This is a genomic window from Methanomassiliicoccus luminyensis B10 (assembly GCF_000308215.1).
Taxonomy (GTDB): domain Archaea; phylum Thermoplasmatota; class Thermoplasmata; order Methanomassiliicoccales; family Methanomassiliicoccaceae; genus Methanomassiliicoccus; species Methanomassiliicoccus luminyensis.
The window spans coordinates 194770-219963 of the sequence record NZ_CAJE01000013.1 but is presented as its reverse complement, the minus strand read 5'-3'; the positions used below and the strand labels follow the sequence as shown (position 1 = coordinate 219963).

33 protein-coding genes, 4 tRNA genes and 1 pseudogene are annotated in these 25194 nt (G+C 58.9%); 24 read left to right on the top strand and 14 right to left on the bottom strand.

The window, feature by feature from the left end; all coding sequences use genetic code 11:
• Nucleotides 1–20: 20 nt before the first annotated feature.
• The 5 genes from WYS_RS15660 to WYS_RS16045 all read right to left on the bottom strand — a co-directional run bounded on the left by WYS_RS15660 (nucleotide 21) and on the right by WYS_RS16045 (nucleotide 3487).
• Complete coding sequence (locus WYS_RS15660; RefSeq protein ID WP_019177656.1) at nucleotides 21–785, bottom strand: NYN domain-containing protein; 765 nt, start codon at nucleotides 783–785, stop codon at nucleotides 21–23.
• Complete coding sequence (locus tag WYS_RS08045; RefSeq protein WP_147654363.1) at nucleotides 782–2299, bottom strand: hypothetical protein; 1518 nt, start codon at nucleotides 2297–2299, stop codon at nucleotides 782–784. Before WYS_RS08045 ends, WYS_RS15660 begins: the two co-directional genes overlap by 4 nt.
• Before the next feature lie 47 nt (nucleotides 2300–2346).
• The gene (locus WYS_RS08040; RefSeq protein ID WP_019177654.1) at nucleotides 2347–2667 is read right to left on the bottom strand and encodes a Rieske (2Fe-2S) protein; all 321 of its coding nucleotides are present in this window, start codon (nucleotides 2665–2667) and stop codon (nucleotides 2347–2349) included.
• 196 nt (nucleotides 2668–2863) lie between these two features.
• Entirely contained in the window at nucleotides 2864–3280 is a 417-nt protein-coding gene (locus WYS_RS08035) for a hypothetical protein (protein ID WP_019177653.1), read from the bottom strand.
• A gap of 36 nt (nucleotides 3281–3316) precedes the next feature.
• Nucleotides 3317–3487 (bottom strand): hypothetical protein, encoded by a 171-nt coding sequence (locus tag WYS_RS16045; protein WP_019177652.1) that lies wholly within the window; start codon nucleotides 3485–3487, stop codon nucleotides 3317–3319.
• Nucleotides 3488–3878: 391 nt separating this feature from the next.
• Here WYS_RS16045 and WYS_RS16650 point away from each other — a divergent pair.
• Together WYS_RS16650 and WYS_RS08025 are read left to right on the top strand one after the other, a co-directional pair.
• Nucleotides 3879–3947: pseudogene (locus WYS_RS16650) on the top strand (zinc-ribbon domain-containing protein); the annotation flags it as partial.
• A 51-nt stretch (nucleotides 3948–3998) separates the two neighbouring features.
• Nucleotides 3999–4955: a hypothetical protein gene (locus tag WYS_RS08025; protein WP_336603341.1), complete on the top strand. Its 957-nt coding sequence runs from the start codon at nucleotides 3999–4001 to the stop codon at nucleotides 4953–4955.
• 31 nt (nucleotides 4956–4986) lie between these two features.
• Here the strand turns inward: WYS_RS08025 and WYS_RS14760 are convergent, their stop codons facing one another.
• Nucleotides 4987–5556 carry a nitroreductase family protein gene (locus tag WYS_RS14760; RefSeq protein WP_019177650.1) on the bottom strand — a complete coding sequence of 190 codons (570 nt, stop codon included), beginning with the start codon at nucleotides 5554–5556 and terminating at the stop codon, nucleotides 4987–4989.
• A 166-nt stretch (nucleotides 5557–5722) separates the two neighbouring features.
• Between WYS_RS14760 and WYS_RS16040 the strand changes: the two genes are divergently transcribed.
• Together WYS_RS16040 and WYS_RS16035 are read left to right on the top strand one after the other, a co-directional pair.
• Nucleotides 5723–5852: transfer RNA gene (locus tag WYS_RS16040), tRNA-Arg, on the top strand.
• A gap of 184 nt (nucleotides 5853–6036) precedes the next feature.
• A tRNA-Trp gene (locus WYS_RS16035) sits at nucleotides 6037–6206 on the top strand.
• A gap of 895 nt (nucleotides 6207–7101) precedes the next feature.
• On the opposite strand, the gene WYS_RS08005 is transcribed toward WYS_RS16035, so the two are convergent.
• The 5 genes from WYS_RS08005 to WYS_RS07980 all read right to left on the bottom strand — a co-directional run bounded on the left by WYS_RS08005 (nucleotide 7102) and on the right by WYS_RS07980 (nucleotide 11915).
• The gene (locus WYS_RS08005) at nucleotides 7102–8052 is read right to left on the bottom strand and encodes a hypothetical protein (protein ID WP_019177646.1); all 951 of its coding nucleotides are present in this window, start codon (nucleotides 8050–8052) and stop codon (nucleotides 7102–7104) included.
• Nucleotides 8053–8316: 264 nt separating this feature from the next.
• A complete protein-coding gene (gene cimA / locus WYS_RS07995) occupies nucleotides 8317–9873 on the bottom strand; it encodes a citramalate synthase (protein WP_019177644.1) in 1557 nt (518 codons plus the stop codon).
• A 322-nt stretch (nucleotides 9874–10195) separates the two neighbouring features.
• The gene (locus tag WYS_RS07990; RefSeq protein WP_019177643.1) at nucleotides 10196–11206 is read right to left on the bottom strand and encodes a homoserine dehydrogenase; all 1011 of its coding nucleotides are present in this window, start codon (nucleotides 11204–11206) and stop codon (nucleotides 10196–10198) included.
• The gene (locus WYS_RS07985) at nucleotides 11206–11700 is read right to left on the bottom strand and encodes a hypothetical protein (RefSeq protein WP_019177642.1); all 495 of its coding nucleotides are present in this window, start codon (nucleotides 11698–11700) and stop codon (nucleotides 11206–11208) included. The genes WYS_RS07990 and WYS_RS07985 overlap by 1 nt, the downstream gene beginning before the upstream one ends.
• Nucleotides 11701–11828: 128 nt before the next feature.
• Nucleotides 11829–11915, bottom strand: a tRNA-Ser gene (locus WYS_RS07980).
• 601 nt (nucleotides 11916–12516) lie between these two features.
• Between WYS_RS07980 and WYS_RS16030 the strand changes: the two genes are divergently transcribed.
• A complete protein-coding gene (locus tag WYS_RS16030; RefSeq protein WP_155897738.1) occupies nucleotides 12517–12717 on the top strand; it encodes a hypothetical protein in 201 nt (66 codons plus the stop codon).
• Here WYS_RS16030 and WYS_RS07970 read toward each other — a convergent pair.
• The gene (locus WYS_RS07970; protein ID WP_019177640.1) at nucleotides 12689–13477 is read right to left on the bottom strand and encodes a carbon-nitrogen hydrolase family protein; all 789 of its coding nucleotides are present in this window, start codon (nucleotides 13475–13477) and stop codon (nucleotides 12689–12691) included. The genes WYS_RS16030 and WYS_RS07970 overlap by 29 nt on opposite strands.
• Nucleotides 13478–13548: 71 nt before the next feature.
• On the opposite strand from WYS_RS07970, the gene WYS_RS07965 reads away from it, so the two are divergent.
• Nucleotides 13549–14349 (top strand): NAD+ synthase, encoded by an 801-nt coding sequence (locus WYS_RS07965; RefSeq protein WP_019177639.1) that lies wholly within the window; start codon nucleotides 13549–13551, stop codon nucleotides 14347–14349.
• Here WYS_RS07965 and WYS_RS07960 read toward each other — a convergent pair.
• Nucleotides 14299–14829: a hypothetical protein gene (locus WYS_RS07960; RefSeq protein ID WP_019177638.1), complete on the bottom strand. Its 531-nt coding sequence runs from the start codon at nucleotides 14827–14829 to the stop codon at nucleotides 14299–14301. The genes WYS_RS07965 and WYS_RS07960 overlap by 51 nt on opposite strands.
• Before the next feature lie 113 nt (nucleotides 14830–14942).
• Between WYS_RS07960 and WYS_RS07955 the strand changes: the two genes are divergently transcribed.
• From WYS_RS07955 to WYS_RS07870, 15 genes are all read left to right on the top strand, one after another.
• A tRNA-Glu gene (locus WYS_RS07955) sits at nucleotides 14943–15015 on the top strand.
• A gap of 342 nt (nucleotides 15016–15357) precedes the next feature.
• On the top strand, nucleotides 15358–16374 hold the full coding sequence (locus WYS_RS16025; RefSeq protein ID WP_147654360.1) for a hypothetical protein: 1017 nt from the start codon (nucleotides 15358–15360) through the stop codon (nucleotides 16372–16374).
• A gap of 95 nt (nucleotides 16375–16469) precedes the next feature.
• A complete protein-coding gene (locus WYS_RS07940) occupies nucleotides 16470–17015 on the top strand; it encodes a helix-hairpin-helix domain-containing protein (RefSeq protein WP_019177636.1) in 546 nt (181 codons plus the stop codon).
• Between the two features lie 228 nt (nucleotides 17016–17243).
• Nucleotides 17244–17552, top strand: coding sequence for a hypothetical protein (locus WYS_RS07930; RefSeq protein WP_147654359.1), 309 nt, complete (start codon nucleotides 17244–17246; stop codon nucleotides 17550–17552).
• 237 nt (nucleotides 17553–17789) lie between these two features.
• A complete protein-coding gene (locus WYS_RS07925; RefSeq protein ID WP_019177633.1) occupies nucleotides 17790–17981 on the top strand; it encodes a hypothetical protein in 192 nt (63 codons plus the stop codon).
• Nucleotides 17981–18631 (top strand): hypothetical protein, encoded by a 651-nt coding sequence (locus tag WYS_RS07920; RefSeq protein WP_019177632.1) that lies wholly within the window; start codon nucleotides 17981–17983, stop codon nucleotides 18629–18631. Before WYS_RS07925 ends, WYS_RS07920 begins: the two co-directional genes overlap by 1 nt.
• Nucleotides 18628–18885 carry a hypothetical protein gene (locus tag WYS_RS07915; RefSeq protein WP_019177631.1) on the top strand — a complete coding sequence of 86 codons (258 nt, stop codon included), beginning with the start codon at nucleotides 18628–18630 and terminating at the stop codon, nucleotides 18883–18885. The genes WYS_RS07920 and WYS_RS07915 overlap by 4 nt, the downstream gene beginning before the upstream one ends.
• Before the next feature lie 2 nt (nucleotides 18886–18887).
• The gene (locus WYS_RS07910; RefSeq protein ID WP_019177630.1) at nucleotides 18888–19256 is read left to right on the top strand and encodes a hypothetical protein; all 369 of its coding nucleotides are present in this window, start codon (nucleotides 18888–18890) and stop codon (nucleotides 19254–19256) included.
• 3 nt (nucleotides 19257–19259) lie between these two features.
• Nucleotides 19260–21050: a hypothetical protein gene (locus WYS_RS07905; RefSeq protein ID WP_019177629.1), complete on the top strand. Its 1791-nt coding sequence runs from the start codon at nucleotides 19260–19262 to the stop codon at nucleotides 21048–21050.
• Complete coding sequence (locus tag WYS_RS07900) at nucleotides 21047–21403, top strand: hypothetical protein (RefSeq protein ID WP_019177628.1); 357 nt, start codon at nucleotides 21047–21049, stop codon at nucleotides 21401–21403. Before WYS_RS07905 ends, WYS_RS07900 begins: the two co-directional genes overlap by 4 nt.
• Before the next feature lie 319 nt (nucleotides 21404–21722).
• Entirely contained in the window at nucleotides 21723–21995 is a 273-nt protein-coding gene (locus WYS_RS07890; protein ID WP_019177627.1) for a hypothetical protein, read from the top strand.
• Complete coding sequence (locus tag WYS_RS07885; protein ID WP_019177626.1) at nucleotides 21992–22225, top strand: hypothetical protein; 234 nt, start codon at nucleotides 21992–21994, stop codon at nucleotides 22223–22225. Before WYS_RS07890 ends, WYS_RS07885 begins: the two co-directional genes overlap by 4 nt.
• Nucleotide 22226: 1 nt before the next feature.
• Complete coding sequence (locus WYS_RS16020; protein ID WP_155897737.1) at nucleotides 22227–22397, top strand: hypothetical protein; 171 nt, start codon at nucleotides 22227–22229, stop codon at nucleotides 22395–22397.
• 178 nt (nucleotides 22398–22575) lie between these two features.
• On the top strand, nucleotides 22576–23358 hold the full coding sequence (locus tag WYS_RS07875) for a hypothetical protein (RefSeq protein WP_394296330.1): 783 nt from the start codon (nucleotides 22576–22578) through the stop codon (nucleotides 23356–23358).
• A 228-nt stretch (nucleotides 23359–23586) separates the two neighbouring features.
• Nucleotides 23587–23967: a hypothetical protein gene (locus WYS_RS07870; RefSeq protein ID WP_019177623.1), complete on the top strand. Its 381-nt coding sequence runs from the start codon at nucleotides 23587–23589 to the stop codon at nucleotides 23965–23967.
• Between the two features lie 28 nt (nucleotides 23968–23995).
• On the opposite strand, the gene WYS_RS15650 is transcribed toward WYS_RS07870, so the two are convergent.
• Nucleotides 23996–24163, bottom strand: coding sequence for a ribbon-helix-helix domain-containing protein (locus tag WYS_RS15650; RefSeq protein WP_019177622.1), 168 nt, complete (start codon nucleotides 24161–24163; stop codon nucleotides 23996–23998).
• 143 nt (nucleotides 24164–24306) lie between these two features.
• Between WYS_RS15650 and WYS_RS16525 the strand changes: the two genes are divergently transcribed.
• From WYS_RS16525 to WYS_RS07845, 3 genes are all read left to right on the top strand, one after another.
• Nucleotides 24307–24441, top strand: a complete 135-nt coding sequence (locus WYS_RS16525) for a hypothetical protein (protein ID WP_272898438.1) — start codon at nucleotides 24307–24309, stop codon at nucleotides 24439–24441.
• 198 nt (nucleotides 24442–24639) lie between these two features.
• The gene (locus WYS_RS07850; RefSeq protein WP_019177619.1) at nucleotides 24640–24855 is read left to right on the top strand and encodes a hypothetical protein; all 216 of its coding nucleotides are present in this window, start codon (nucleotides 24640–24642) and stop codon (nucleotides 24853–24855) included.
• A 35-nt stretch (nucleotides 24856–24890) separates the two neighbouring features.
• Nucleotides 24891–25157: a hypothetical protein gene (locus WYS_RS07845; RefSeq protein ID WP_019177618.1), complete on the top strand. Its 267-nt coding sequence runs from the start codon at nucleotides 24891–24893 to the stop codon at nucleotides 25155–25157.
• The last annotated feature ends 37 nt before the right edge of the window (nucleotides 25158–25194 follow it).

The window sequence follows — 25194 nt, the reverse complement described above, 5'->3', positions numbered from 1 at the left end:
GCAAGCGGCACGGTCGGGGATTAGCCGTTCCCGCTCTCCGCGTCCTCGTCCTTCGCCCTCTCCTCCCAGTCCGAGGGCCTCTCGCTGAAGCCGCGGGAACGCCAGTATGCCAGGTTGTTGGGGTTGAGCTGGTTGGCCCGGTCGTTGCGGTACTGGTCGTACTTGCCGGGGCTGACCGGCCTCCCCGACGCGTCGGTGATGTGCAGCTCCCCGCTGCCCCCCGGCGCCAGGGCGGGCTCCGGGGGAAGCCGCCCCCGCAGGGCCGGGGAGGTCCTCGCCACCAGCTGGATGACGTGGCAGCCGAACCCCAGGGAGTCGCACTTCTCCACCAGGTACGCCGAGAGGGACCCGGCCTCGCCCAGCACCACCGCGCTCCTGCCATGTTCGCGGATGTACTCCAGTGGCACCGTCACGTCCTTGTCCCCGGTGGCGATGAGGAACACGTCCGGGCAGTCCTCGTCATGCAGGCGGTCCATCATGGCGCAGTGCATAGCGGGGTCGGTGAGGCTCTTGCCCTGGATATAGTGTCCCGTCTGGGGGTCCAGGTGCCCGAACACCTTGCTCTCGCGGAAGGAGAACCCTCTGCCCTCGTAGTCGGCCTTGGTCTGGGGAATGCGCCACTGGGTGCCCTCGTCGACGAACACCCACGCCTCCGCCACCTCGCCGAGGCCGCGGGCGTACTCGTCCAGTATCGAGCCGATGTGGCCGAGGATCACCAGCTCGCCGGCATCGAAGAGCCCCCTCTCGATGTTGGGGCCGTCGACGTATATCCCCACGGCGGTCATGCCCCGTCCCCCAGGCCGTCCAGCAGGACGCTGTCGAGGGACCGCCCCTCCAGTTCGAGGTCCAGGAGCGCCTGGAAGACCATGGGGATGGTGAACGCTATCTCCTGCTCCCCCTCCAAGTATTCGACGGTCCGGACGGCCAGGGCGTAGCTGTACTTCTCCAGGGACTCGAAGTAGTCGAGGACGGTGATCTTGGCTACGATCTCCCTCGCCAGCGCCTCGGTAAGCTCGCCCCTCTCCGCCCGCTCCATGAGTCCGCGGATATGCCTCTTCAGCTCATCCACGTCCGGCTCGGGGAAATGGGGAGGATCCCGGTAAAGGCGGCGTGACAGGGCCAGGAGCTTGGTCCCGATGGCCAGGGCCAGGCGGTCCTGGTTGTCGTCCGAGGCCTCCTCCCCGTCCAGCCTGAACCGGCCGGTGCTCTTGTCTAGCTCGATGTCGAAGCCCAGGGTGGTGAAGTCCCTGCCCCCCTCCTCGCTGCGCTCGTTGATGGGGAAGAGCACCTCCGCCCTGATCCCGCTCAGCTCCCGAAGCCCAGCGCGAAAGGCGGCCAGGCCGGCCGGGGACAGCTCCTCCGGCATGCCCGGCGAGAACAGCTCCTCGTCGTGCAGGTGGGTCTCGATGCTCAGCAGCTCGCGGAGAGCGAGGTCATCCTCCATGGTGGCTCCCCGGACGTTCGCCCGGCATCCCTTGATCTGTCCCTTCCGGTGCTCCAGCGCCAGCATCTCCACCAGGCCGAAGTAGTCGGGGTTCTCGGTCCTTTCCAGCCCGAAGTATCGATAGGGGTTGAACAGCGAGATGACCAGGCTGCCGGCGGAGGGACACAGCTCCACGGCGAAGGCGCCCTGGTCCGGGGCGACCACCTCCCAGTAGTTCTCGATGACCTCAGGGGGGTAGAAGAACGCATTGTCGCCATGGATGTTGTTGAGCCGGAACAGGTTCTTGAAGAAATAGCGCGAGTATTTCCTGACGTCCTCCGGGACGCGGTCGTCCGCCAGAGCGGTCCTCAGCGCCGGTCTTGCCGGCTCCTCACCGCCCATCAGGAAATCCAGAGGGCGCGCCTCCTTCAGCGCACTCTTCGTCCCGGCCCATTGGTCCAGGCTGTACCGCAACATATCGGACCGCTCCCCGCCGAGCTGGCCGGAGATCGTGTCCAGCTGCCGCCCGATGGCCGGGGCGAGGGCCCTGCGCATGACCCCGTCCCGGCCCTCCCCCGCGCCGGCGCCCGACTTTAGCATGCGGTGCAGCGTGGACGTTCGCACCCGCACGACCATCGAGGCCATCTGGGAAAAGGTCCTCCGAAAGATCGCGTCGCCGTCGAAATCCAGGCTCCCGAGGAGAGCGTCCGCCCGTCCCCCCTCGCCGCGGGAGCGGAAGGCCTCCGCTCTCCTCTCTACCTCCCGCCGGGAGAGCAGCTCGAAGCGTCCGCCCGATCTCACCGGCACCAGGTCAAGCATGGCGGCGAGGATCCCGGCGTCGGCCTCGCGGCCCTCGGGGACCTTCCGTACGGTCATGCCCATCATATTCCCTGGTGGCCATAAGCAACTTTCGCACCGGGGGCTCAGATGTCCACGATCACGCAGCCCTCTTCCTCGGCGACATCATAGGAGCGAAGGTCGGTGGCCTGGGTGTCGGTGGTCCAGGGCTCCTGCACCAGCTTTCCGGTGCGCACGTCGAAGGCCGCGCCGTGCAGGGGGCACTTGACGATGGGGCCGTTCAGAACGCCTTCCGCCAGGTTCGCGCCCCCGTGCGAGCAGAGGCCGTCCATGGCGTAGTACTTGCCTTCCACGTTCACGATCAATACGGTCCGTCCCATGATGTCGGTGACTAACATCCTGCCCGGGGGCACCTGCGAGGTCAAGCACGCCTTCACTTTGGACATGGTCGTATCGTTCCACTACTAGGAAGCCGGGGGTATTTCATCCATGCCCTAGACACTTAATAGTCCTAAAATGGTTCGTACCTGTCACGTCGTGGGTCAACCCTGCTCGCTGACGGGTGGATGAATCTGTACATCTGGCATAGATCTCCGTCTTCGTTCATTTGAAGGAACGGGGAACCGTTGCCCTCATAAAATATCAATAGCTTTTCATGTTTCTTGCAGTCAACTCTAATGCAGCACCGGCGACCTTTTGCCGCGCTTCGAACAGAAATCCCACCTCAATGTCCAGGATCTCAGGGCCAGTTATCTGTTCCTGGCAGGCATCGTTCTTGGCCATTTGTCCGATCAAAAAACATGGGGACCGTTGGTCTCTTGGCCCGTAGTTTAATCGGTCTTTGACCTTCCTCGGCACTTCGTTGCTGACATGGATATGGCTAATTGCCAAACTGAAATACGCCAGTATATTCAGCTTGCCGTTAGTGGGGCCGTCTTCGTCAATTATCAGGAGCGTCCTGGACGGATCCCTTCGTTCAAAATCTACAGCCATCGTTTTCAGGAGCCTCTCAACATCGCCATCTCTCGCGCACTGAAGTGCGGAGAGATCGCTTTGCATCAGAGGAGATGGCGTTTTAGTCAAGCGCGACAGAACTTAACGGAAGTATCTTTTTCTTGCGAATTCCAGACCACTCTCGAGCTCGCGGGAGTAGTCTTTGATCTCAACTGGTTTTTCATTACATGCATCCTCCAAGGCATCAATGAATGCCAGAGCTGCTTTCTCATCCCTGATCTCAATGCCTTCGAAGAATGACCTCGTTGCCATTTCTCTGCCTTGGAGCAAACAGCAGGTGCGTGATATAAGCGCCTTCCTTAGCTCTGCAATCCTCGGCCTGAAATAAGTATCAGCTCGGACGATGAGATGACACGCTGCACTATGGGAGCGGCATGGACCACACCCTGATGCTTCCCCTGGTCTCGCCATTGGACGCTGTCTGGGTAGCAGACGACCAGATATTATCAGATAATGTTTGCTAGAGCCATATCCGCCATATCGAAGGGCTGAATGTTCCATGGGTGGATGAAAAGTGGAACATAGGGTGTTCTGCAGCCCACCTGATCTCCGATCCCCAACATTTATCCCCGACTGGCCGATAGAGGTCCCGATCATATGGTGAAGGAAGTCGTCTCGATGTCCCAAAGGGGTCGGTCCCAACATGGCTCATTGTCCTAGCTGCGGAACCCCCCGTAAGGAAGATGCATTGTTCTGCATCAAATGTGGTTCCAAGCTGCCTCAGGACGGTCAAGGAAATGAACCGTTGAAATCGCCGGGGGACATGGAAAACAGGTCGCCAGCCCCCCTCGGCCCGATTCCGCCATACAGTGAATTAGGGGGCGTTCATCCCGCCCTGATGAATAACGCGACTACCGCGTGCAAGAGCTGCTGCCGGCCCCTCTCGGATGAGCAGATTAAAATTAACGCCCAATGCCAGCAGGCAGACAGGAACAATGTCCGAACAATCATGCTTCTGTTCGCCTTGCCTCTCCTCGCCAGTGTCCTTCTTCTTTTGTCGATGGACACAATAGGTTCTTGGCTGGGTATTCAGGGGCTGTGGCTGCTATTTTTGTTATTCATCATCCTATCGATGTTTCTTGCGATATCTATCCTCTGGGGGAAGTGGTCGATTAAGAACGTAGGGGGGTCAAGCTACTATTGCCCCGAATGCCTGGAGATGATAGGGGCTTCTCAGCAGCAGAGGCTGGGTGAGAACCGCAGATCAAGGATCATATCCCCGGGGCAATCAAAACGTTACGAGAACGACATCGAAACGGACAATCGGGGAATCGTCATATTTCTGTTGGTACTGATTGTCTCGTGCATAGTATTCTCTTGGTTTTATGGCATCTATATCCTGAGGTCCAGTGTTGAGTCGACTTTTGAGGCTACCCTGTTCGGTCTGGCCCTTGTCTTATGCATGTATGGTTATGCTTTTTGGAAGAGTCCCACTCCCGCTTCTGTGGAAATAACGCAGACTAGCGTCATCATGGAGCTAAAGAGGGGGCGTCGGGTGACTATTCCATTTGATAAAATCACCTGGGTCTCCGTATCGCTGGATGCGCAGCGGATCGAGGACCTTTCTAAAGCAACGGGGTCGGTCACGATCGGCAAAATCAGGGCATTGAGGACAGACTACACTATAAAAAGGGAGACGGCCCTTGACATTAGAGAGGCATATAGGGCGTACTGTGGCTCCTATCCCCCCGGCGGGTCCGGCGCGGCGCCCAAGACCTGAGCATGAGAAGATCATATGGGGAGTTCTGCCGTCATCCGTCCGGGAACCCCGAGCCCCAGCTGTCCAGGAAGAAGTTCTCTCCCACCGGCTTGCGGGGAGGCCGCTCCGCCTGCTGGTACTTCTGCTTCTCCGAGAGCAACGAATCATCAGTGCCGGGATATCCGCAGATGATCAGGGTCACCACGATGTAGTCGGGAGGGATGCCCACGGCCTCGCGGACCTTGACGGGATCGTACCCGGCGATGGGATGCGCGACCAGTCCGATCTCGGTGGCGCGGAGCAGCATCTCCCCCACTGAGAGGCCGCAGCCGAACATGAAGTAGTCCCGCCCCTCGCTAAGCCGGCAATCGTCATCGGCCCTGGACGCGATGACCACGATCAGCGGCGCCGGGGTGCCCCACACGTTCCCGCGGTTGAGGCACGCTTTCACCCTGGGCAACGCCTCGCCCATGCAGAACACCGCTCTCCAGGGCTGGTTGTTGTTGCAGCTGGGGGCCAGCCGCATCGCCTCGATGAGCGCCCTGACCTTCTCCGGCTCGATCGGCCGGGTATCGAACATGCGGCCGGCCCGCCTGGCCCTGATGGCATCGGACACTTCCATGAGCTAACCCATTCTCTGATGGATTCGACAGGCAATAATTATCACTCCTCCTCGAGGACTCGCGGACGCCCCGCTCCGGGCATCCAGGAGAGCTTGTCCAGACGGCCGCGGACCGTCGCCGTTCTAGGCAAACCTTATAACACAAAAGCCGTATCACAGGGATTACGGGCTCGTGGCTTAGCCTGGATATAGCACTGGCCTTCTACCATGGCCCGCCCTGGGCCCTTGGAAGCAAGTCAGTGGTCTCGGGTTCGAATCCTTCCAAAAAGAAGGCGAAATTCCCGACGAGCCCGCCAAACCCAATCCAAACCTTCATAAGGGTCCAGAGATTCAGGGCAAGAATATAGCAGGAGTGTCACGATGAAGAGATCCTCACGCGCTTGGAAGAAGCGAGGCAAGCAGAGATGGAAGTGGCGCAAGAAGAAAATGAGGCGCCGCAAGCGGCAGCAGAAGATGCGCAAGGTATAACACTGACCTAATGGGAGTATGGGGTAACACGGTATCCTCGCGGGCTCCAGTTATTGGGAATGACTGCGAACGGGTTTGCTGACCGGTGATGACTAACTGGAGCGCAGACCCATGTATTCCTGCAGGGTCGCTCCCTGCATTGAGGAAACCCGCTGATCTGGGTTCAAATCCCAGTGCTCCCACTTTCCTTCCTGGCTCAGGGCAGAAATGCCCTGAGCTTTTTTGTACATTTTGCATCATCTGGACACCCTCAAATGGCGCTGAGATTTCTTCGAATTTGACACCAACATCTCTCCCTGGCGCAGCTTCGTTCTCGCCCTGATGACCTCCAGTGCTCCCGCTCTTTTAACTGGTTCGGGGCATTTCTGCCCTGAGCCTTTCTCTACGTTTTCGTACGAGCGCTCCCGTGATCTCATTTTTAATTAAAATAAAAAAGAGCGGTCTCTTGCCGAGCGACCGGGGCAGGGCCCGTGCTTGGGTCCCATCCCGGCCTCGGCTGCCCCCAGACGCAAGGGAGGTAGTTTCTTGCCCCGGGGGCTAAGGGAAGGTCGAGCAATGCCCCGTCTGCTATGCGGACCATGCTTTCCCGTTGGACCAGTCCATCGCCAGGTGGTTAATGGTTCTTGTCAGCAAAAGCGGCATTCGGCGGATATTCCGTCCCTGATGCAGACATGGAAAATGATCGGCGACGTTCCAGCGGGATGCTCGGCAAGGTCTGCTGTGGCGTACATCCTCCTCGTGGGCGCGGCGGGGACGCGCCTTTGCCTCGCCGAGCGCCGGGCGGGCGGGGGCTGGCACCCCCCGAAAATGAGCGGGTGCTCTCATTTTTTCGACGATATTCGACGCCTGGAACGCCCCACTTCTGGTATCTGAATCGAGAATCGTTGAAATTTGTTACGATAGGTTTTTTTAAAACCTATCCAATAAGGGTTTTGGGGAGTCCCCGTGGACCTTCTCCAACTTCCCCACCATTTTCTTATCTTCGGGGGCTCCTCTCACTTATCTGAAGGATTTTTCTAGAAGGCCGTCTCCTTCCGAGGGCACGTGCACTTGCATGCCACTGACCGCCGGTAGCTGTCACTCGCACGTGCCGCCGCACACGATCCTGCGAATGGCATCCTGTGTGCTCAGCGGATCGCCGGCGGTGTTCACCATGTGCACTTCGCAACGCTCCAGGAACTTGCGGAAGAACTCGGTGCGCAGGGCGAGCTTCCTCTCGTCCCTCACCAGCTGGTGGGGGTTGCAGAAGTTGTTCTTGACGAGGTAATCGAGCGCGTCCCCGGTGCTCATGGGGATGACCGTCCGCTCGTCCCCCTTGTCCCGCTTCAGCAGGATGATGTGGTACATGGTGGTCATAGGAACGACGCCGCCCTGCCCCACCGTCCATCGCACGTTGACGATCGCCCTCCCCTTATTGTCGAACCTGGCCCTGTCGACCAGGCCCTGGTATTCCGGCCAGATCCCGGCGATGTCCCCCTCCACGTAGAAGTTCTTCTCCGAGCCGTAGGCCAGGGGGCGCCTCTCTGACAGCTGCACGAAATACCAGTCGTCCGTCACCAGCCGCGCATCCTCCATGCGCAGCAATCCCCATGAGTGCGTGGTCTTGCCGGTCTTGGACGGCGCTATCAGGGAAGCCCCCTGCCCCTTGACGTCCAGGGCGGCGCCGTGGACCGAGAAGATGCGGTGCTGGTCCTCCAGGATGTCACACGCCACCGCCAGAGCGATGCTCTTGACCCAGCCGTAGTAGTCGATGTTGAACAGGAACGCCGTCCTGGAGAGCGGGTCGTACTTCACGCCCATCTTCCGCTCCGGATCGTCGAGCACGATGAGGCGGCCGTGAGAGCGCACGCTCTCCGACATGGAGTAGAAATTATCCTCCCAGTATTCCTTGGTCTGTTCCTGGTCGGTGAGAAGGCGCAGGCAGATGCCGTGCAAGCTGCACTTGGACGAGTAGAGGAAGCGGGCCTCGTATCGGCTGAACAGCTCTTCCTTTTCCGCCGTGGAGATGAGCTCGATGTCGTATGCCATATGAAACGGCTCAGTAAGGGGATGCGGATTATTTTAAGGGCCGCCCTTTCTTTTATTTATCCATTTATTCGTGAAAAATGACGCCAGGGCTATCACCACGGCGTAGACGGCAACGATTGCCACGATCTTCGGTGGTTTGGCAATGGCCGATTCCATCCCTCCGTTCAGGATGATGACCTCCCCGCTCCCGCCGAGGCCGATGCCAGTGAGGAAACGTAGCGGTTCCCCAGAGAAACGTTCCATCTTTGCTGATATAAAGGCGTTTCAGGCCGGTCCGTCCCGCGCCTTCAGCAACTTGTACTCCATGCTGTCCAGCAGAGCGATCAGGGACGCCTCGATGACGTTGGTGGACACGCCCACGGTCGTCCAGGACTCATGGCCGTCGGTGGACCGGATGAGCACGCGGACCTTGGCGCCGGTGGCGTCCTTGCTGTCGATGACCCTGACCTTGTAGTCGGCTAGGCGGACCTCTCGCAGCTCGGGATAGAAGCGCTCCAGGGCCTTGCGGACCGCGCGGTCCAGGGCGTTCACCGGACCATTTCCGTTGGCCGCGGTGTGCTCCATGATGCCGTTGTTATCGACCACCTTGATGCTGGCCTCGGAGGACATGTTGTTCTCGGTGACGTCGACGAAGATCCGAAACCCTTCCAGCCGGAACGGGGGCTTGATGCCGTTGCGGAGGCGGCGGACCAGCAGCTCGAAGGAGGCGTCAGCGCCCTCGAACTGGTAGCCTTCCGACTCCAGCTCCTTGAGCTTGTTCACGATCTCCTTGCCCGAGCCCTTCTCGGTGTCGATGCCGAACTCCTTGACCTTGGCCAATATGGACGCGGTCCCGGCGAGCTCGGACACCAGCACCCTGCGCTCGTTGCCCACCAGGGTGGGTTCGATGTGCTCGTAGGTCCTCTCGTCCTTCATTATCGCGCTGACATGGACCCCCGCCTTGTGAGCGAAGGCGCTCTTCCCCACGTACGGCAGCTTGGGATCGGCGATGATGTTGGCGGTCTCGCTGACGAACTCGGAGAGGGCGGTAAGATGCCGCAGGTCCTTGACGTTGAGCTCGCGCCCCATCTTCAGGACGAGGTTGGGGATGATGGAGCAAAGGTTGGCGTTGCCGCATCTCTCCCCCAGGCCGTTCACGGTGCCCTGGACCATGGTCGCCCCGCCCGCTACGGCGGTCAGCGAGTTCGCCACGGCGAGTTCGGAGTCGTTGTGAGCATGGATGCCCAGAGGGGTGCTGAATCTCTTCCGCACGACCTCCATGATGTCCTTCACTTCGCTCGGCAGCGTCCCCCCGTTGGTGTCGCAGAGGCACAGCCAATCGGCCCCGCCTCCGGCCGCCGCCTCCAGGGTGGACAATGCGTACTCCCGGTCGCTCTTGTACCCATCGAAGAAGTGCTCCGCATCGTACACCACCTCCAGGCCCCGGCTCTTCAGGAACGACACGCTGTCGGCGATGAGATCGAGGTTCTCCGGGAGCGGTATCTTCAGGGCGTTCCGCACGTGGCGGTCCCAGCTCTTGCCGAAGATGGCCACAGCGGGAGCGCCCGATCTCGCCAGCGCGATGAGGTTCGGGTCCTCCTCGGCCCTGATGCCGGCACGCCGGGTGCTGCCGAACGCCACAAGCTTAGCGTTCTGCAGGGGCAGCTTGGAGGCGGCCTCGAAGAACGCCGCGTCCTTGGGGTTGGAGCCGGGCCAGCCGCCCTCGATGTAGTCGACCCCGAAATGGTCGAGCCGGAGGGCTATCTCCAGCTTGTCCTCGGTGGAGAAAGATACCCCCTCGGTCTGAGTCCCGTCCCTGAGCGTGGTGTCGAAAATGGCCACTTTATTGACTAATAATTGGCATCCCTGCCTGTGTCCTTCATAGAATATCTACTCCGAAACGGTCAGTCCATATTGCAGGATGCTTATTATATCTTGCGAAATTTGGGCTTCATCTCCTCTGTGGAAGTGCGATATCGCGCGATCATAACGCTTCAATAAACATCCTCAACCGAGGATTGTTGAAGGCACGGTCGGAACGACCAGAGCTCGCTTGTGGACACTGGACCTCTGTGCCACCCAATATGACGATGCAAGTGCAATGGATGAAACAAGAAGCCCCTCTGGCCAGACTGGGGTAGTTCACATGCATCCCTGTCTGTACTCATCGGCACTTGGCCTGTTCGTCGGTGAGTATGGCGATGATGTCGCTCAGCATTGCACTGGCCGTCTCCATGCGCCCCGCGCCTCTTCCTGCCACGGTGACCTCGCCCGCGAGATCGGTGATGAGTTGCACGATGTTCAGGGTGCCCCCGATGGACAGGGGATGGCCCGAGGGCACTAGGCGAGGCGACACCTCCAGCTTGTTCCCGCTGATCTCCCCGATGAGCCGGATGACCTTATTCTGCTCCGAAGCCATCGCGATCGCTTCCTCGGAGATGTTGCGGATGCCGGTCCTCGTCACGTCATGGTAAGTGACGTTCATGCCGAAGATGGCGTTGGCCAGGATGGCGAGCTTCGCCGCGGAGTCGACGCCGTCGATATCGTAGGTGGGATCGCGCTCAGCATAGCCGAGTTCCTGCGCCTCCCGCAGGGCCTGCTCGAACGGCAGCCCCTCGTCCTTCATGCGGTTGAGGATGAAGTTGCAGGTACCGTTGAGGATGCCCCTCAGTGAGTAGATCTGCTCACCCCTGAGCAACTCCCGGGACAGGTTGATGATGGGCATCGCCCCGCCCACCGACGCCTCGTAGCGAAGCTGCACGTCGTTCTTCTCGGCGGTGCGGCACAGCTCCCTGAACTTCAGGGCCAGCGGCCCCTTGTTGGAGGTGATGACGTTCTTCCCGGCGTTCAGGGCGGTGGTGATGTACGTTAGCCCGGGCTCTGAATCGACCACGTTGGTCGGCGTGGTCTCGATGAGCGCATCGTAGTCCAGCTCCCCGATGAGCTTGACCATGTCGTCGGCTCTCTTCACGCCGACCTTGCCGCTGGTCTTCTTCTGGGACACCAGTTCCGCGGGGTCCAGGCCCCTGGGGTTGCCGGCGAACGAGGACGAGTCGAATGCGCCGATGATCTCGACCTTCTGGCCGAACTCGCTGGAGAAGAGATTCTGGCGCATGCCGATCACCTCGGCGATGCCCTGCCCCACCGTGCCGAAGCCGGCGATGAGGACCCTCATCACTCCAGCCCCCTGATGAGGACATAGTCCTTCTTCTCCGCCCGCTTCTTGAAGAACTCGTCCAACGCGGCCACGGCCTCCTTCTTCGATGCCTTCCCGGTGATCATGGCGGCCCGCGAGCTCGAATTGGCGGAGCTGGAGTAGCGGATCTCGATGGAGGCGATGTTCTCGAACGATTCCAGTACCTGGGCCAGGTTCTCCAGCTCTTTGGACGGTATGCTGCCCACGAGAATGTACTGAATGGGCAAGGTCTCGATGAACGCGTCGATCTTGGCGATGTCCACCTCGCGCTCCTTCCACACGTTCAGGATCTTGTTGAGGGACTGCTCGGTGCGGACCTCGAAGGTCACGTTGACGGCGATCCGTCCTCCCACTTTCGTATCGTGGTGGTGGACCACCCCCCGGATGTTCCCGTCATTGTCCGATATGGGCTCCAGGGCGGCAACTAGCTGCCCCGGGATGTCCTTGAGACGCAGGTCCACGTTCACCTTCATTCAGTTCGAGCCTCGCTGCTGAACACCGACTATGGCGTCTGTGCTAATAAATGGAACGGGAATCAGGAACGCTCGAGATATGCGGGTTGCATCCCGTTATGCTGACTGGAATAAGATGATTGTTAGAATGGCGCCGAGGGTGAGATTTGAACTCACGAGTCCTTGCGGACACAAGCTTTCCAGGCTTGCGCCTTACCGGTCTGGGCCACCTCGGCCTAGTTCCCAGAGATAGGACAATGGGTAATAAGTCTTTGGGGTGTGTAATACTGTGAACAACCTACTGTGGTCATTAGAAAATCTACGTCAAACGACGATTCCGAGGCCACAATCTATATGATGCTACGATTCAGGGAGGTCGATAAGTGCCCGTTCGGTACGCGACAAAGAGTCAAAGCGTCGCCCGCAGGTGTTATGTATCGTTTCTAAGTAAAAGTAAGCGGACACAAGCTTTCCAGGCTTGCGCCTTACTACATGTTCACGATGGATGTCCATCTGAACGCTAGCAGGAACATCGCCGCATTCTCTACATGGGGAGGCGGTAGGCTCCGTGTCAGTGAGCCGAATGCAGCGAGCGATGAGGCTGAGCTCAGCTGCATGCTCACGAGTTCATTCATGGATGGTAAGCTGTCATACAGAGGGGCCTGCTGGTTCTTTCCAGCTAGAAATTCTGTGCCGCGCTTGCGCATGTTGTTGACCGGACTCCATTTTCGGCGCCCCCAGGGATGGGCCAACCGTCTTTCGGGTTCGGTTCACTTTCAGTCATCTCCTGGGGAAACCGTACTCAACCCCCCTCTCCCTCCCATGGGCGGGAGAGAGATGACTGACGCGAGAGGTTCGGAGAGCATGGGCGCGTTCGAGGAGCTGATGGCCGAGCTGGCCAGGCCCACCAGGCGAACGCGGGCGAGAAAGAAGAGGATCGAGAGCGCGGAGAACACGCTGCCGTGCGGGGACCTGACCTGTCCCTGCCGGGTGCGGCCGAACGAAAAGATCAGCGGCTCACGGTGTCACGGACGGTAGGGCGGTTCCGTCGGGCGGCCTGCAGATCTGACAGGGAGGTCTCTATGATGTTCATGTCCCTCTCGAAGTACCGGTTCTTCGCTATTCGGTCCCCCCGCGGCCCGGCCGCCTCGCTGCCTCCAAAGAACACCTGGTTGAGCTGCGTTCCCACCTGGTTCACGTATATTATGTAGGCGGTGTTCTCCACCGCCCGGGCGGGGATGAGCTTCTCGAAGAAGTCCCTGGAGGTCACAGGCGACGCGGAGATGCACACGATGGCCTCGGCGCCGGAGAGGGCGTACGATCTCACCAGCTCGGGGAAGAAGAGATCGTAGCAGACGACCACGCCGATCCTGTGGTCGTCGATGTCCATGAGCGTGCCGGAGTTCCCGGCCCCGAAATAGAAGCCCTCCTCGAACGGGCCGAAGCTGGCCAGGTTGATCTTGTCATACCTCTGCACCCGCGCGTCGGGCGAGACCATGACGGCGCTGTTGCGCAGCACGCCTGGCAGCTCGTCGTCCCAGGCGGCCATGCCGAACAGGACGTGCGCGTTGTGCTCCTCCGACAGATCCATGATGGCCTGCACGCTGTCCCCGTCCAGCCCCTCGGCCAGGCGGAAGATGTCATCCCGCACCATGTATCCGGTCAGGTACAGTTCGGGGAAGACGTAGAGGTCGGCCTCCTTCCTCTCCATCATCTTCCTCATCCTGGCGATGTTCTCCGCCTTGTCGCCGAGCTTGCAGGGGGTCTGGGCTAGAGCTATGCGCATCTTATCCTTCACCGGAATCCCCCTCCCCGCCTATTACCTTTTTTACGGAAATCGATAAGAGAAGGGACCACCATGCGAGGTCGATGAGGCCGCAGCTCAAGGATTATGCCTGCTCAGCGATCACGGATTTCATTCGCCAGAAGGTCGAGGAGAGCGGAGGCAACGGCGTCGTCATCGGCCTCAGTGGAGGGATAGACTCCGCGGTGGTCTCGAAACTGTGCGCCGATGCCATCGGGCCAGAGAAAGTGCTCAACATCTTCATGCCCTCGGAGGCCTCGCCGACCCAGGACCGGGAGGACGTGGAGACGTTCTGCAACCGCCTCGACATGGAGCTGAAGGTCGTGGAGATCGCCCCGGCGGTGAAGGCGTTCTCCTCCATGCTGCCGCACATGGACGAATGCAAGCACGCTGGCAACGTTATGGCCCGAGTCCGCATGATCGTGCTGTTCCACCACGCCTGCGCCATGGGCAGGGTGGTGATGGGGACGAGCAACAAGAGCGAGCTGCTGACCGGCTACTTCACCAAGTTCGGGGACGGCGGGAGTGACTTCGCTCCGATAGGGGACCTGTACAAGACCGAGGTTCGGCAGCTGGCCGAGCAGATCGGGGTGCCCCGGGAGTTCATCGACAAGGTGCCCAGCGCCGGGCTGTGGACGGGGCAGACCGACGAGGGGGAGATGGGCATCACCTATGATGACCTGGACCGGGTGCTGTACGGACTGGAGCGGTCCCTCACCGACGAAGAGATCATCGAGGAAACGGGCCTGGACCAGGAGAAGGTGGAGATGGTGCTGTCCAGGTATCGGTGCAGCGTGCACAAGCGTAAGCTGACGTTAATACCTAAGCTTGGCGTGAGGACCGTAGGGCTCGACTGGAGAGAGTGAGCCAGCCCGGATGGCCTCTACTGTTCTGGGCACATCCTCGGCGTCGAAGACCACGCGGTCCGCTCTCTTGCCCAGGGCCCACCCGAACTTCTGCTTCCTCTTGAGCTCCAGCTCGATGAGGTCCGAGCGCCTGGATGTCACGTAGAGAGTGGAGGTGAGTAGCCGGAAGAACACGCCGACGCGCCTCGGCCCCCTGCTCACCCGCTCGACCTTCCTGATGTCCTTGAGCGGGATGGCGGCCCGGAAGTACCATCCCTGGCGGAGGATCAGGTAGCCTCCCAGGATCTCGTGCTCCGTGAGGAGCGGGGAAATGCCAAGGAAGATCAGGACCAGGGCCTCCAGCGCCAGTATGATTGCGATGTATGCGATGTCGGTGCTCGCCAGGACGAGGATGGATATCGTGGCCGCCATCACTATGACTATGGAGACGAGATTGGTGACGAACGGCCTTCTGGAATAGGGGAAATGCCCCGGGAGCATGCCCTGGACCAACGAAATAGGGAAATATACTGGTTTCTCATTGCCTGCAATATACGCATGGCACCGGCCAATGGAAAGGTTTAATTAACACTTCCATATTTGCCAAGCTACACGCTCCCGTAGTGTAGTGGCCAATCATGAAGCCCTCTCGAGGCTTCGACTCGGGTTCAAATCCCGACGGGAGCACTACAAAATCATCCAGTAAGCTGTTTTTGAAGGTCAATTCGGGTATTTTCGGTACAAGGTACGCTGGCTAGCGAAACCTCTTACTCTCTTTTTCTTGTGATGACCGAGGGAGAAAGGGTTCATTTTGAAGAGGAACCTGCCGGGGGAAGAGACAATTAAGAATAACTTAACACAAACTGTTTTGTTATGTTATTGTTGTTAATGTGAATAGGTAGGTAGGTAGGTAGGTAGGTAGGTCAAGTTCAACCCTCCCTACCCCCTCCAAGGCGTCGAGCTCCCCCGCCTCGGCGGAAGCTTCATGAGAATAAGAAAAAATTAGGCGGGTATCCCGCTCGAAGATGGATGATTGGCATGCCGCCCCGCAGAAAGAAGGTTCGCCCCGAGGTATCTCTTGGCGCCACGGTCAGAGAGGACCTCCCATTCCCCGTCGTTCACTATCCGCCACATTATGGGACATTCATCGCTTTTTCAGAGTCCAGCAGCTCCAAACCTGCCCTATGCCTCTGCTGCAAACCCTTGGTGGAGAACTACTTCCGGCTGAGGGGATTGTACAAGAGGTATCCTAATGCAAATCCAACGGTCAATGCGCCCCTGTCAAATGGAACGTTCATACCGAGCCTGGCCGCCGAATCGATGACCGTGGACGATCCCATGTCCATAATCAGGTTCGAGAACGGGCTTTGTCATCGGTGCAATATGAAACGGCCATCGCTGCGATATTGTCATGAAATGTATGGCGGCGAGTTCAAGCAGCATTATGGATGGTACATCGAGCAGACATACTATCGTCTTGGGGTGCAGCCCGGTATCTTCGTCTTCCTCGATGATGTGTGCCCAGTTGAGGTGCAAGGAGATCTTCAACGGCTGCGCTCCATGATCGATGCGGACCTGGAAGCCCGTCTAGAATGGGCCCGCACCACCACAGCACCGTTCAAGAACAACAGGGAGCTCAGTACCCTCCGGCGGACTGTCGAGAACAGGATTGAAAGCATCACCCGCCAGGAATTCGGTTTCCGGAAGGTCGGAGAGCGCTTTATAGGCGAGACTATGCTCTATCAAATCGTTGCGGACATATTCCCGGGAGAGGAGGTCCTGAAGCACCATCGCCCTTCGTTCCTCAACGGCTTGGAACTGGACTTGTTTCTGCCCGCCAGGGGCCTCGCCTTCGAGTACCAGGGCCAGCAACATTTCCATCCGATCAAGGCATGGGGCGGGGCGGAGGCCTTAGAAAAGCTCCGGGAGAGAGATGCGCAGAAGGCGAAGATGTGCAGGATGCTGGGAATCAGGTTGCTGACCGTAGACTATACCGACCCACTGACCAGGGAGTTCATCGAGAGCAGACTCGCTGGCACCGAATAATAGATTAATGACTGCCAGGGCGCCCTACTCCATCAGCTTCAACAGGAGCAACCTCACTCTTTTTATCGACCCTACGTCGATGCTCCAAGGAGCCCATGAATGACAGGAAGATCGAGACAATAGAAGACTTAGATTTGAGTGGCCCATATACTGCTGAACGGCTTCGCGAGGCCGGTTACTCCGACCTAAGGGCCGTGGCGAATGCTGAAGCGGCAACCCTCGCTCAGGTGATTGGCATCCATGAAAGCACTGCCTCTATGATGATCAAACAGGCGAGGAAACACGTGCATCTACTATCGGAGGAATTGCCCCGCAGAGTGGCCGAGCTCGAAGAGACAATCGAAAGGCTGAATCATCGTCTAGATTGCTTCGAGGAACTTCACCGCATGCAGGCATTACCCATCTTCTCGTTGCTCTACATCGTAGACTACGATGGGCCCATGGCCATCGATCTTTCCCGTTTTGCTGGGGAGCCCACATGCATATTGTGCGGAAAGCGAGTATACGACTGTGACGCAGGGTATGAATTAGAAACCCGCAGGTTCGAAGAGCTCCTGAAAGGGGAGATCAAGAGCCGGACGGCCCTGATGCACTTCGACTGTTATGCCAAGGCAGCCATGGGGCAGCAGACGGACAAGTGATCAGCGAGGGCCGGGGACGGTGAAACAGCGGGGAAATAGCGGGGAGGACGCGGCCCCCCCCCCGCGCCTGCTGGCCGACCCATTCACGGACCTGGTAACAAACCTCCTCTACGCAAGGGCGAGCTCGGAGTCTTCCACGATAAGGTCCGAAGCGATATCGTCAAGCGGTTCTTCGAGTTCGCTAGCCTCGAGGTAGGACGGGCGGGAGCACTGATCAAGGCGGGCGGCATGGAGGTCGAGCTCGATGAGCAATCGAACATTTTGAATCCCCGCACGCCCATCTGCGGGAGCATGGCCGCGGACGACGTGCGCATGGAGACGTCCCCCGACCGGTTCAAGATCTACGCGATCGACGGGCAGGGCGCCGGCGAAATGGTGCGATGGACCGACACCAGGCTGAAGAAGGACCACCACGATCTCACCCAACGGACACTGACCAAGTGCAGGATCGGGTCGACGGGCTTCTCCAGGTTCGACGCGGAGGCGTTCCTGAAGGCCCGTAGGCGGTTCCTGGGGGACCGGGTCAAGGGCCGCTGATCATCGAGCTTGCCTGCCCGGCGAGTTTCTTGAGTTTATGCAGGGTCAATGCACGCGTAGCCAGCATGGTTGAGTTTCAGGAGTTTCTACAGTCGCCTACGCGCGTACGCGCGACCAGGCTAGCGCTAATGATTTCTGTTCTATATGAGAAATGGATCTCTCTAGCATCAAATGTAAACGGAATTGTACTGTAATTGCCATAATCGTTAAACCCTCCAGGCCAATTGTCAATTGCCGATGACCCGGAACGAGAGGCCGCAGCAGGCGGCGAGGAACTCGGCAGGACAGGAGAACGAGGGCTGGATCAGGGTAAAGCTCGGACCCCAGACGGCCCGGCGCCTGCAGCGTTACAAGGAAGAGCGCTGCGTTGACTTCTCACATGCCACCAGGGTAGCGCTGGATGACTTCCTTACTCAGAGGGGATATTGATGGGAGTCCCCATCCAGCAGGCCCAGGGGAAAGCCATCGAAGAGAGGTCTCAGGCGAACAAGATGGAAAGAGACCCGTGGCATCAAACGCCCGGTAGGAATGTCCATGACAGCGAAGTCATCGACAGGATCCTCAGACAGAACGGCAGCTCGCTTGAGGGTGAGAAAGAAAGAATCCGTGCCGAGGAGCAGGCCAAGAAAGCCGAGGAGGAAAGGTTGCGCCATGAACTCATGGAAAGGGAGGAGGGGGAGAGAATTAGAAAGCAGGAGGAAGCTATCCTTTCAGCCTATCCTCGTGACATGGTCGTCTCCATCAACGAGAAGATAGTGGAGAAGCCAGAGAGCCTGGATAGTATGTCCTGCCCGGAATGCGGCAACCCCCTTCCTATCGTCAAGACGCTTATGCTCTATCTGAAAAGAACAACGACATTTTCCAAGAATAGAATGTCCGTCTTTTCCATGGATGGAGAGGTCAGATTGGGAATGTCCACTATGGTGTTTACAAAGACTTGTCCCTGCCCAAATTGCGGACATGAGCTCCGGATCATGATCGATGGTCGGTGCTTCTACGATGGCAAACCCATGGGCCTTCTGGCGGACCAAGGGACTTATGATGATCTTGAGAAAGGCAGGGATGGTGAGCGGCCATGAAGAAGATTGTCCGGACTGGAGATCACTACGTGTTCCTCGACACCAGCATGGACAAGCTTGTCGCCTCGTACGACGGCAAAGATGATCGGTTCATGACGGTGCGCACGGCAGAGAGGCATGACGGTGTAGCGGCCTACGCCCATCAGCACTCGCCGGTCAAGAGTGAGGAGTATGTGCATGTCGTGTTCGTGGGCAGCAATGGCTGCTTGGAAGAGGCGACCGAACCGGTTACCGACCGGGAAAGGAGGAGATGACCATGGACCAGGACAGGGTCCGGGCAGGAAGCATCGATTTCCACCTCCTCAAATTTCAGTGGAACCTCAACACCATCTGCAACTGGAACGAGCTCACCGGTCGCAAGGTCAGCGACATACAGTTGGAGAGCGACGAGGACACCAGGATGGTCATCTATTGTGGCCTCAAAGACGAGGTGGAGAACTTCACCCTAGTGGACGCTGGCCGGCTGATCAACGCAAGGAACAAGGACGTGTCGATGAAGCTCATTGCGGCCACCATCCGGGGTCAGGTACTAGATGAGGAGCGGCTGCTGGTGAAGGTCTCGGAGCAACCATCTGCAACGGTCCCGTCGGTTGGCGACAGTGAGGAAGGACCTAAGGGGGGATGATTAGTGGAGATCGAGGGCATAAGCTTCCGGGTGGGCATGAACTCCTCCGAGCTCAAAAGGGGCGCGGAGGAGGCCAAGGGCGCGGTAGAAGACCTTTCCAACGAGACGCAAGAGATGGCCTCGAACATGGCCCAGGCCGGCGACCAGGCCAGTGACTCCATGCGCGGCCTCTCCGATGAGATGAACGAGACGGCGCGATCGGGCGAGGACCTAGGCCGCGCTCTATCGGACACGGAGAGGGCTCAGATATCGTTGAGCAACGCGGTCATTGAGGCGGAGCAGGCAGCTCAAAGGGCGGCCGAAGCACAACAAACTTACAACGACGCAGTGGCCGAATATGGGGCCAACTCTCCACAGGCGGTGGCAGCGGCGCAGAACATGACCAAGGCCAACAACGACGCCGCCCTGGCGAACGACAAGGTGGCTCAGTCCCACGAGAAGGTGGAGGCGGCCAGCAAGAAGAACACTGCAGCCATGAAGGATTCCGCCCTGGGGATGACCCAGGCATTGACCTCTGGCTTCGCCCTCTACCAGGCGTTCGACAGCATCGAGAAAAAGCAATACCAGGTGGAGATGGCGACCCTGGCCGCCGACCGAGCGACCAAGTCGGTAGGCGTTGCCCAGACGAGTTACAACGCCGCCCTGGCGAAGTATGGGGCCGACGCCCCAGAGACGGTGGCCGCCTACACTAACCTGGAGATCGCCAATCAGGCCGCCGAGCTCGCCACGCAGAAGGTGCAGATGGCTCAGAACGATCTCAATGATCAGATGACCAGGACCGCCCTGACGGTGGTGCCGGCGGTCATCTCCGGCATCGATGGTCTGTCAAGAGCATGGAAGGGGATGCAGGGCTTAGGCATCGGTGAGCACCTAGAAACTCTCAAGGGGAAGATCAGCGGCTTGGGCAGTGACAAGGCGGGACCGCTCTTCTCGGCCGCCATGGGGGCAGCCTCACTCGGCTTCGCATTTGGTGCCTTCACAACCGACAGCGAGGAAACGAGGATAGCGTTCTCACTGCTGACTGGTGCCACGCTTGCGGCCGCCTCCGCTCAGTGGATTTGGAACGCTGCCAAGTCCTTCGGCCTCGGCCTCACCGGGTTCGGTCTGGCACTGGTAGGCGCCGCCGGGGTTGCGGCCGCGGGAGTGTACGCGCTCTCCGAGATGTACGGTGCGCCTGCCAACAAGGAGCAGGGCGACGAGCTCAGGAAAAATGCGGAGAACAATTGGCAGCAGGGACAGGAGCTTAATCTCCAGGGGCTCAGCGATGGGAGTGGAGGAGGCTCCTCGGCCGGTGGGGCGGGCGGTTCCGGCGGTCCTGTGAAGACCCGTCACGTCATGATACGGTGGTCCCGCGACGGGACTGATGCCAACGGAAACCCCACACGGTTCTGGTACGTGGGGGACTCGGACGTGGAACTTGACGACAATACTGTAGCGAAATACCGGAATACCAAGCCCACATACAAGAGCGACGCTAGTTGGAAGTATCTATGGGAGACGGCCCATAGTGGGAGTGCCGACGGCGAGTGGACCGAGGATCAGCGGTGGGAGGATTACGGGGGGAGTCTCGTCGCTTATTACGGTAGTGGTGGACTAGTGACGGAGCCCACCTTTGCGGTCATTGGCGATACCGGCCCCGAGCGTGTTCTCAACCCGGCGGAGACGAGGGCCTACGACTCCGGCAGGGGAGGCGGCAACACTTACATCTTCAACGTGGACGGGGCGAGGGACGTGGACCTGGTGACGGAAGCCATCGCCTCGAAGCTCCAGCGGGAGAGGGGGATGATGGGATGAATCGTGGCCATCCAGATGGATGGCCGGCCGGAGGCATACAGCTCCTGCCCCGCACGGCCGTGGATACGGAGCGGGAACGGCGAATACTCGATCATCCGGACTCCGTTCGCCTCGCCCTCGAGCTCTACCAGATGGCGATCGGGGACCTGGAGCGCGGTGCCGACCCCGGCATGGACCCACGAGTGATCAACCTGCAGGAAAAGATCGCAGCCATCGGGGGCGAGCTATACGCCACCCTTTACACAATCACCCTGCACGACTCGGAGGTCATGGAGCTGTCCCAGCGGTATGTGCGGGCCTTCACCGGGGAGATCGAGCGTAGGGGACGTGAGCGACGGAGCGGCGGGCCATGATCAGGGAGGCCGAGCTCTCATCACGCCCAGCGGTAATGAAGGACTCTGAGCCCAAGGCACGCCCAGAGGTAAATGTCGGTATCACGCCCAGAGGGAGAGAGCGAACTCGGTCGACCGAGGGGCAGGAGAGCGCCAAATATCCCTGCCCTTTCGAGGACTTAGAGGCGAACGAACAGGGGCGGTTATGACCCCCGCCCCCCCGTCAGTTTCGGGACCATCGAGACGATGTACTCACGTCCGGCCGGACGGAAGCCGTTGCCGGGCATATTGTCTCAGGGACAGCGAGTTCTGTTCCGTCCATGACCAGAGGCCGGAGATCGTGCAGCGGAGGAAGGAAGCGCTGAGAAAGGGCGGGAAGACCAAGCTCCGTGATGGTCTCGAGGGATGGAAGAACTGCAACATCAAGGAGATCGGAGACTTGCGGCCGCTGCTGTCGAGGACGATCAACATGGTCGGCAGCGGGAAGATGCACCCTTCGGTGGCCAACGCCATCGCCGGGCTGGCCGGGCAATACGCCAAGGTGAGCGAGCAGTCGGACCTGGAACGCAGGCTCGCGGAGCTCGAGAAGAAGATCGGGGAGACGATAAGATGAGTATCGAGAATAGAATAAAGAATCTGGAGGATCGCCTGAACCCTAATGGCAGGAACTGCTTCCTGATCGTCGACCCATTGAAGGTGCTGGAGTGTCCCCACGGGCGGGTACTCTCCGCCGACCTTCACGAGTGCGACACCTGTGGGCTGGTCCCCCCGAAAGGCAGGCGGCGCGTGATCATGCTCGACGTGGAAGCTAAAGGACGGCATGACGCCCAGAAGGAGGAATGATATGGCTAGGAAGAAGAGCGAAAGCAAGGACAACACCGACAAGAAGTGCGGCGACTGTTCCCACTGCCGAACTATAGTGTGCGACTCGTGCCTTAATATGGACAAGTTTGATGCGCTGAAGAAGGGCGAGATAAGCAGCATCACCGAGATCATTAACGGGAACGGACGTTAGTAAGGGGTCCGAAACGCACTGGTAGTTGAGGCGGCGCGCAGAGAGCGGGATGTTCTGCTCATCACATATCGATTATGTACGGCGCCCGCGTTCCTGATAGGGGACTATGACAATCTGTTCGAAATGCGGAAGTGAGGTTGGGGCTGCAGCGAACTTTTGCGGGCGGTGTGGGGAGAAGATGGAGCGGCCAGAGGTCACGGCGACCGGTAGAGCGAACTCGCCCGACATCAGCGACGGAACAGGGACATCCGCGGTCAGGAAGGACCGACCGAAGGCCGGCCCTTTGCCGCCTTCGCCCTGCCCTCGCTGCGGGAAGATCGTGGAGGTCAAGCGGTCGACCAAGCTCAGCTGCCCTCACTGCATGGCTAGTCTGCATGTCTTGGTGAACCCGGAGACGAAGGAGCGCCAACTGTTGGATGATGAGGGCGAGAAGAAGCTCAACGCACGGAAGGCGGAGCTGCACGTGATCAACACCGGCGCCCGTCTGTTCCGCCAATACGGCATCGACAAGGTCGCCATCGAGGCCGAATATGCCAAGCTCCGGAAGGACGGACGGCCCTGGACCTACGCCGATGCGGTCTGGTCACTGAGCAACCGTCTCGTTCTGGAGAACATCGGGGACCTGCATCTGCTGAAGATGATCTACTACGGGCAGGCCATCTTCCTGGAATCGCAGGGGAAGGACCCCTCTCCCCTGATCAGGCTGTCGAACGACATGGACCTGCAAATGGAACGGAAGAGGTTCAGAGAGGTCAAGATCTCCGCCGTCGGCGGGTGCGAAGCGTGCCGGTCTTCACACGGGAAGGTCTTCTCGATCGAGGAGGCCCTGGAGACGCACCCCATCCCCAATCCCGGCTGCACCTATCGCTTCGAAGAAGGCCACCCTCCCTTCTGCAGATGCCGGTACCAGCCGGTCCTGGATTCGATGATTTCCAGGCTGGACCGTGACGGGACGCGCTGATGATGCAATAGGAACGTTTCCCCGCCCGACGCCCAGAGGTACATAATTATTCTATAGCTCCTAAAATAGTAATCACGCCCAGAGGTACAAACGCAAGCGACGCCCAGCGGGAGAAGGGGAGGACGGGACACTTCGATTGTGCTGTCGCTTAGAAAAAATCCTGCTGGGCGACGGTAGCTCTTACCGACAATAGACAAGGTTCATAAGTGCAGAGCCGATGGAAGTACTATGACTTCGGTTTTAGACGAGTTTACTGTCGACTGGCATAATGTCAAGACGCCTTCTCAACTGACCCAGGAAGATAAAGAGAAAATCCTTAATCTATGTTCCTCGGGGACTATGGGATACCCTGAAGCTCTTAGACTAATGGAGATGCCTGAAAGTCTCTTTGCAGAATGGGAAGAATCAGGTCGAGCCAATCCAGGCGGTGAGCATGACCTATTCTTTAAGGAGCTTATAACCGCCCCTCGAATAGCAACGATCAGAATGTTGAAGACTGTAAAAAATGCCGCGGTAAAAAGCAAGAAAGCCAAAAAGAGTTGGGAGTCTCCGGAAGTACAGAGATGGATAAAGCATTACGATATCAAACCCGAAGAACTAGAAGGCTAGGCTTAACCGATAAGGCCTAGTCGCTTCCTTACTTCTTCCCCTTTCTGTATTCTGCGATGGCCTTCTCGATGCCATGGCTCCGAGAGCCGAACTCCTTGGCCTCGACCTCTTTATCAAGCCACTCAATAGTCTCTTTTGATAGGGACACGCTAACCTTCTCCTTCAGTTCCTCCTCCTGCTTCTTTTTTGCTACCATAGACAACCTCATACTACCAAAGAATATTAATACTTACTACTACCTACACATACCAAGGGGCAAATCTTGCCACCGAATGGGGGTAGAACATGCTTGTGATTGGCATGGTGAAGGCGGACGGCTGGGAGTATCGAAGGCGCGCAGTGGGTGTCCGTTTGGAGCACAAGGTCCTCAAGGGGCCCGAGGGACGCTACTACCTTGCCCTAGAGGACCTTCCGCCAGTCAACCTCGATGCCAATGTCGAGCAGCTGCTCGCGGCGCTCGCCGGGAGGGTGTGATCATGCCCACGAGCGGGCCCGGCCACCGCGGCTGCTCTTCGTCATCTGCCCCCGGGACGCCGAGGCTCTGAGGTTCTGCCTCATGGTGGAGGAGGTCCTGGACGATCACGAACCCGAGGAAGAAGCGAAGGAGATGGATGATATGAAGAACGGAACAACGCACCAGGGCGGGAAGGACGTGTGCGAGAAGGTGGTCGCATGATCGCCGAGGTCAGGCTGCTGATCGCGACAGAGGCGAACCCTGCAGAGATCGAGGGTAGGCTCCCCACGGCGATCTCTAAAGCCCTTCGCGGCACCGAAGCGGTCATTGTCACGATAGACTCGATTGACATGACGTGGCCACAATGGGCGGAGCGGAAGATCAGGGAAGAGGGGCGTGCCATGGAGGAAGCAGCATCCGAATCAGATATATAAATCACGAGATGAAATAGAATCCGAGGAGGACTAAAATGACCTATGTTGTCGATGTAACCGACGGCGAACTGTGGTACATGAACGAAGAAGATGACCATGTTATTGGTGCCTATAGGGTCCCGAGCAATCTCACGGCCCGGGACATCAGAGTGGCCGCCCAGAAGTGCAAGAACTACTCTGACAGACTCAGGGAACGCACCGAATACGGCACCCCCATTAGCACCGTCATCTTGGAGGAGGGCGAGTTCGAAAAGGTCTTCCCCACGGTCAAGGACATCAGGCCGAGGCTCCGGGTCACCTGATCGACAAATTCTTACACTTTCCTTGTCGTGCCAGGTC

What these genes read in the sequence shown, in the direction of transcription:
- WYS_RS16020 (WP_155897737.1), top strand. Translation starts at nt 22,227, where the DNA reads ATGGCTAGGAAGAAGAGCGAAAGCAAGGACAACACCGACAAGAAGTGC.
- WYS_RS16030 (WP_155897738.1), top strand. Translation starts at nt 12,517, where the DNA reads ATGACTGACGCGAGAGGTTCGGAGAGCATGGGCGCGTTCGAGGAGCTG.
- WYS_RS07875 (WP_394296330.1), top strand. Translation starts at nt 22,576, where the DNA reads ATGGAGCGGCCAGAGGTCACGGCGACCGGTAGAGCGAACTCGCCCGAC.
- WYS_RS07920 (WP_019177632.1), top strand. Translation starts at nt 17,981, where the DNA reads ATGGGAGTCCCCATCCAGCAGGCCCAGGGGAAAGCCATCGAAGAGAGG.
- WYS_RS07960 (WP_019177638.1), bottom strand. Translation starts at nt 14,829, where the DNA reads ATGCTCCCGGGGCATTTCCCCTATTCCAGAAGGCCGTTCGTCACCAAT.
- WYS_RS07915 (WP_019177631.1), top strand. Translation starts at nt 18,628, where the DNA reads ATGAAGAAGATTGTCCGGACTGGAGATCACTACGTGTTCCTCGACACC.
- WYS_RS07910 (WP_019177630.1), top strand. Translation starts at nt 18,888, where the DNA reads ATGGACCAGGACAGGGTCCGGGCAGGAAGCATCGATTTCCACCTCCTC.
- WYS_RS15660 (WP_019177656.1), bottom strand. Translation starts at nt 785, where the DNA reads ATGACCGCCGTGGGGATATACGTCGACGGCCCCAACATCGAGAGGGGG.
- WYS_RS08035 (WP_019177653.1), bottom strand. Translation starts at nt 3,280, where the DNA reads ATGCAAAGCGATCTCTCCGCACTTCAGTGCGCGAGAGATGGCGATGTT.
- WYS_RS08025 (WP_336603341.1), top strand. Translation starts at nt 3,999, where the DNA reads ATGGAAAACAGGTCGCCAGCCCCCCTCGGCCCGATTCCGCCATACAGT.
- WYS_RS07900 (WP_019177628.1), top strand. Translation starts at nt 21,047, where the DNA reads ATGAATCGTGGCCATCCAGATGGATGGCCGGCCGGAGGCATACAGCTC.
- WYS_RS07845 (WP_019177618.1), top strand. Translation starts at nt 24,891, where the DNA reads ATGACCTATGTTGTCGATGTAACCGACGGCGAACTGTGGTACATGAAC.
- WYS_RS07990 (WP_019177643.1), bottom strand. Translation starts at nt 11,206, where the DNA reads ATGAGGGTCCTCATCGCCGGCTTCGGCACGGTGGGGCAGGGCATCGCC.
- WYS_RS08005 (WP_019177646.1), bottom strand. Translation starts at nt 8,052, where the DNA reads ATGGCATACGACATCGAGCTCATCTCCACGGCGGAAAAGGAAGAGCTG.
- WYS_RS07925 (WP_019177633.1), top strand. Translation starts at nt 17,790, where the DNA reads ATGACCCGGAACGAGAGGCCGCAGCAGGCGGCGAGGAACTCGGCAGGA.
- WYS_RS16025 (WP_147654360.1), top strand. Translation starts at nt 15,358, where the DNA reads ATGATTGGCATGCCGCCCCGCAGAAAGAAGGTTCGCCCCGAGGTATCT.
- WYS_RS15650 (WP_019177622.1), bottom strand. Translation starts at nt 24,163, where the DNA reads ATGGTAGCAAAAAAGAAGCAGGAGGAGGAACTGAAGGAGAAGGTTAGC.
- WYS_RS07885 (WP_019177626.1), top strand. Translation starts at nt 21,992, where the DNA reads ATGAGTATCGAGAATAGAATAAAGAATCTGGAGGATCGCCTGAACCCT.
- WYS_RS14760 (WP_019177650.1), bottom strand. Translation starts at nt 5,556, where the DNA reads ATGGAAGTGTCCGATGCCATCAGGGCCAGGCGGGCCGGCCGCATGTTC.
- WYS_RS07985 (WP_019177642.1), bottom strand. Translation starts at nt 11,700, where the DNA reads ATGAAGGTGAACGTGGACCTGCGTCTCAAGGACATCCCGGGGCAGCTA.
- WYS_RS08040 (WP_019177654.1), bottom strand. Translation starts at nt 2,667, where the DNA reads ATGTCCAAAGTGAAGGCGTGCTTGACCTCGCAGGTGCCCCCGGGCAGG.
- WYS_RS08045 (WP_147654363.1), bottom strand. Translation starts at nt 2,299, where the DNA reads ATGACCGTACGGAAGGTCCCCGAGGGCCGCGAGGCCGACGCCGGGATC.
- WYS_RS07965 (WP_019177639.1), top strand. Translation starts at nt 13,549, where the DNA reads ATGAGGCCGCAGCTCAAGGATTATGCCTGCTCAGCGATCACGGATTTC.
- WYS_RS07930 (WP_147654359.1), top strand. Translation starts at nt 17,244, where the DNA reads ATGGAGGTCGAGCTCGATGAGCAATCGAACATTTTGAATCCCCGCACG.
- WYS_RS16045 (WP_019177652.1), bottom strand. Translation starts at nt 3,487, where the DNA reads ATGGCAACGAGGTCATTCTTCGAAGGCATTGAGATCAGGGATGAGAAA.
- WYS_RS07850 (WP_019177619.1), top strand. Translation starts at nt 24,640, where the DNA reads ATGATCGCCGAGGTCAGGCTGCTGATCGCGACAGAGGCGAACCCTGCA.
- WYS_RS07870 (WP_019177623.1), top strand. Translation starts at nt 23,587, where the DNA reads ATGACTTCGGTTTTAGACGAGTTTACTGTCGACTGGCATAATGTCAAG.
- WYS_RS07940 (WP_019177636.1), top strand. Translation starts at nt 16,470, where the DNA reads ATGAATGACAGGAAGATCGAGACAATAGAAGACTTAGATTTGAGTGGC.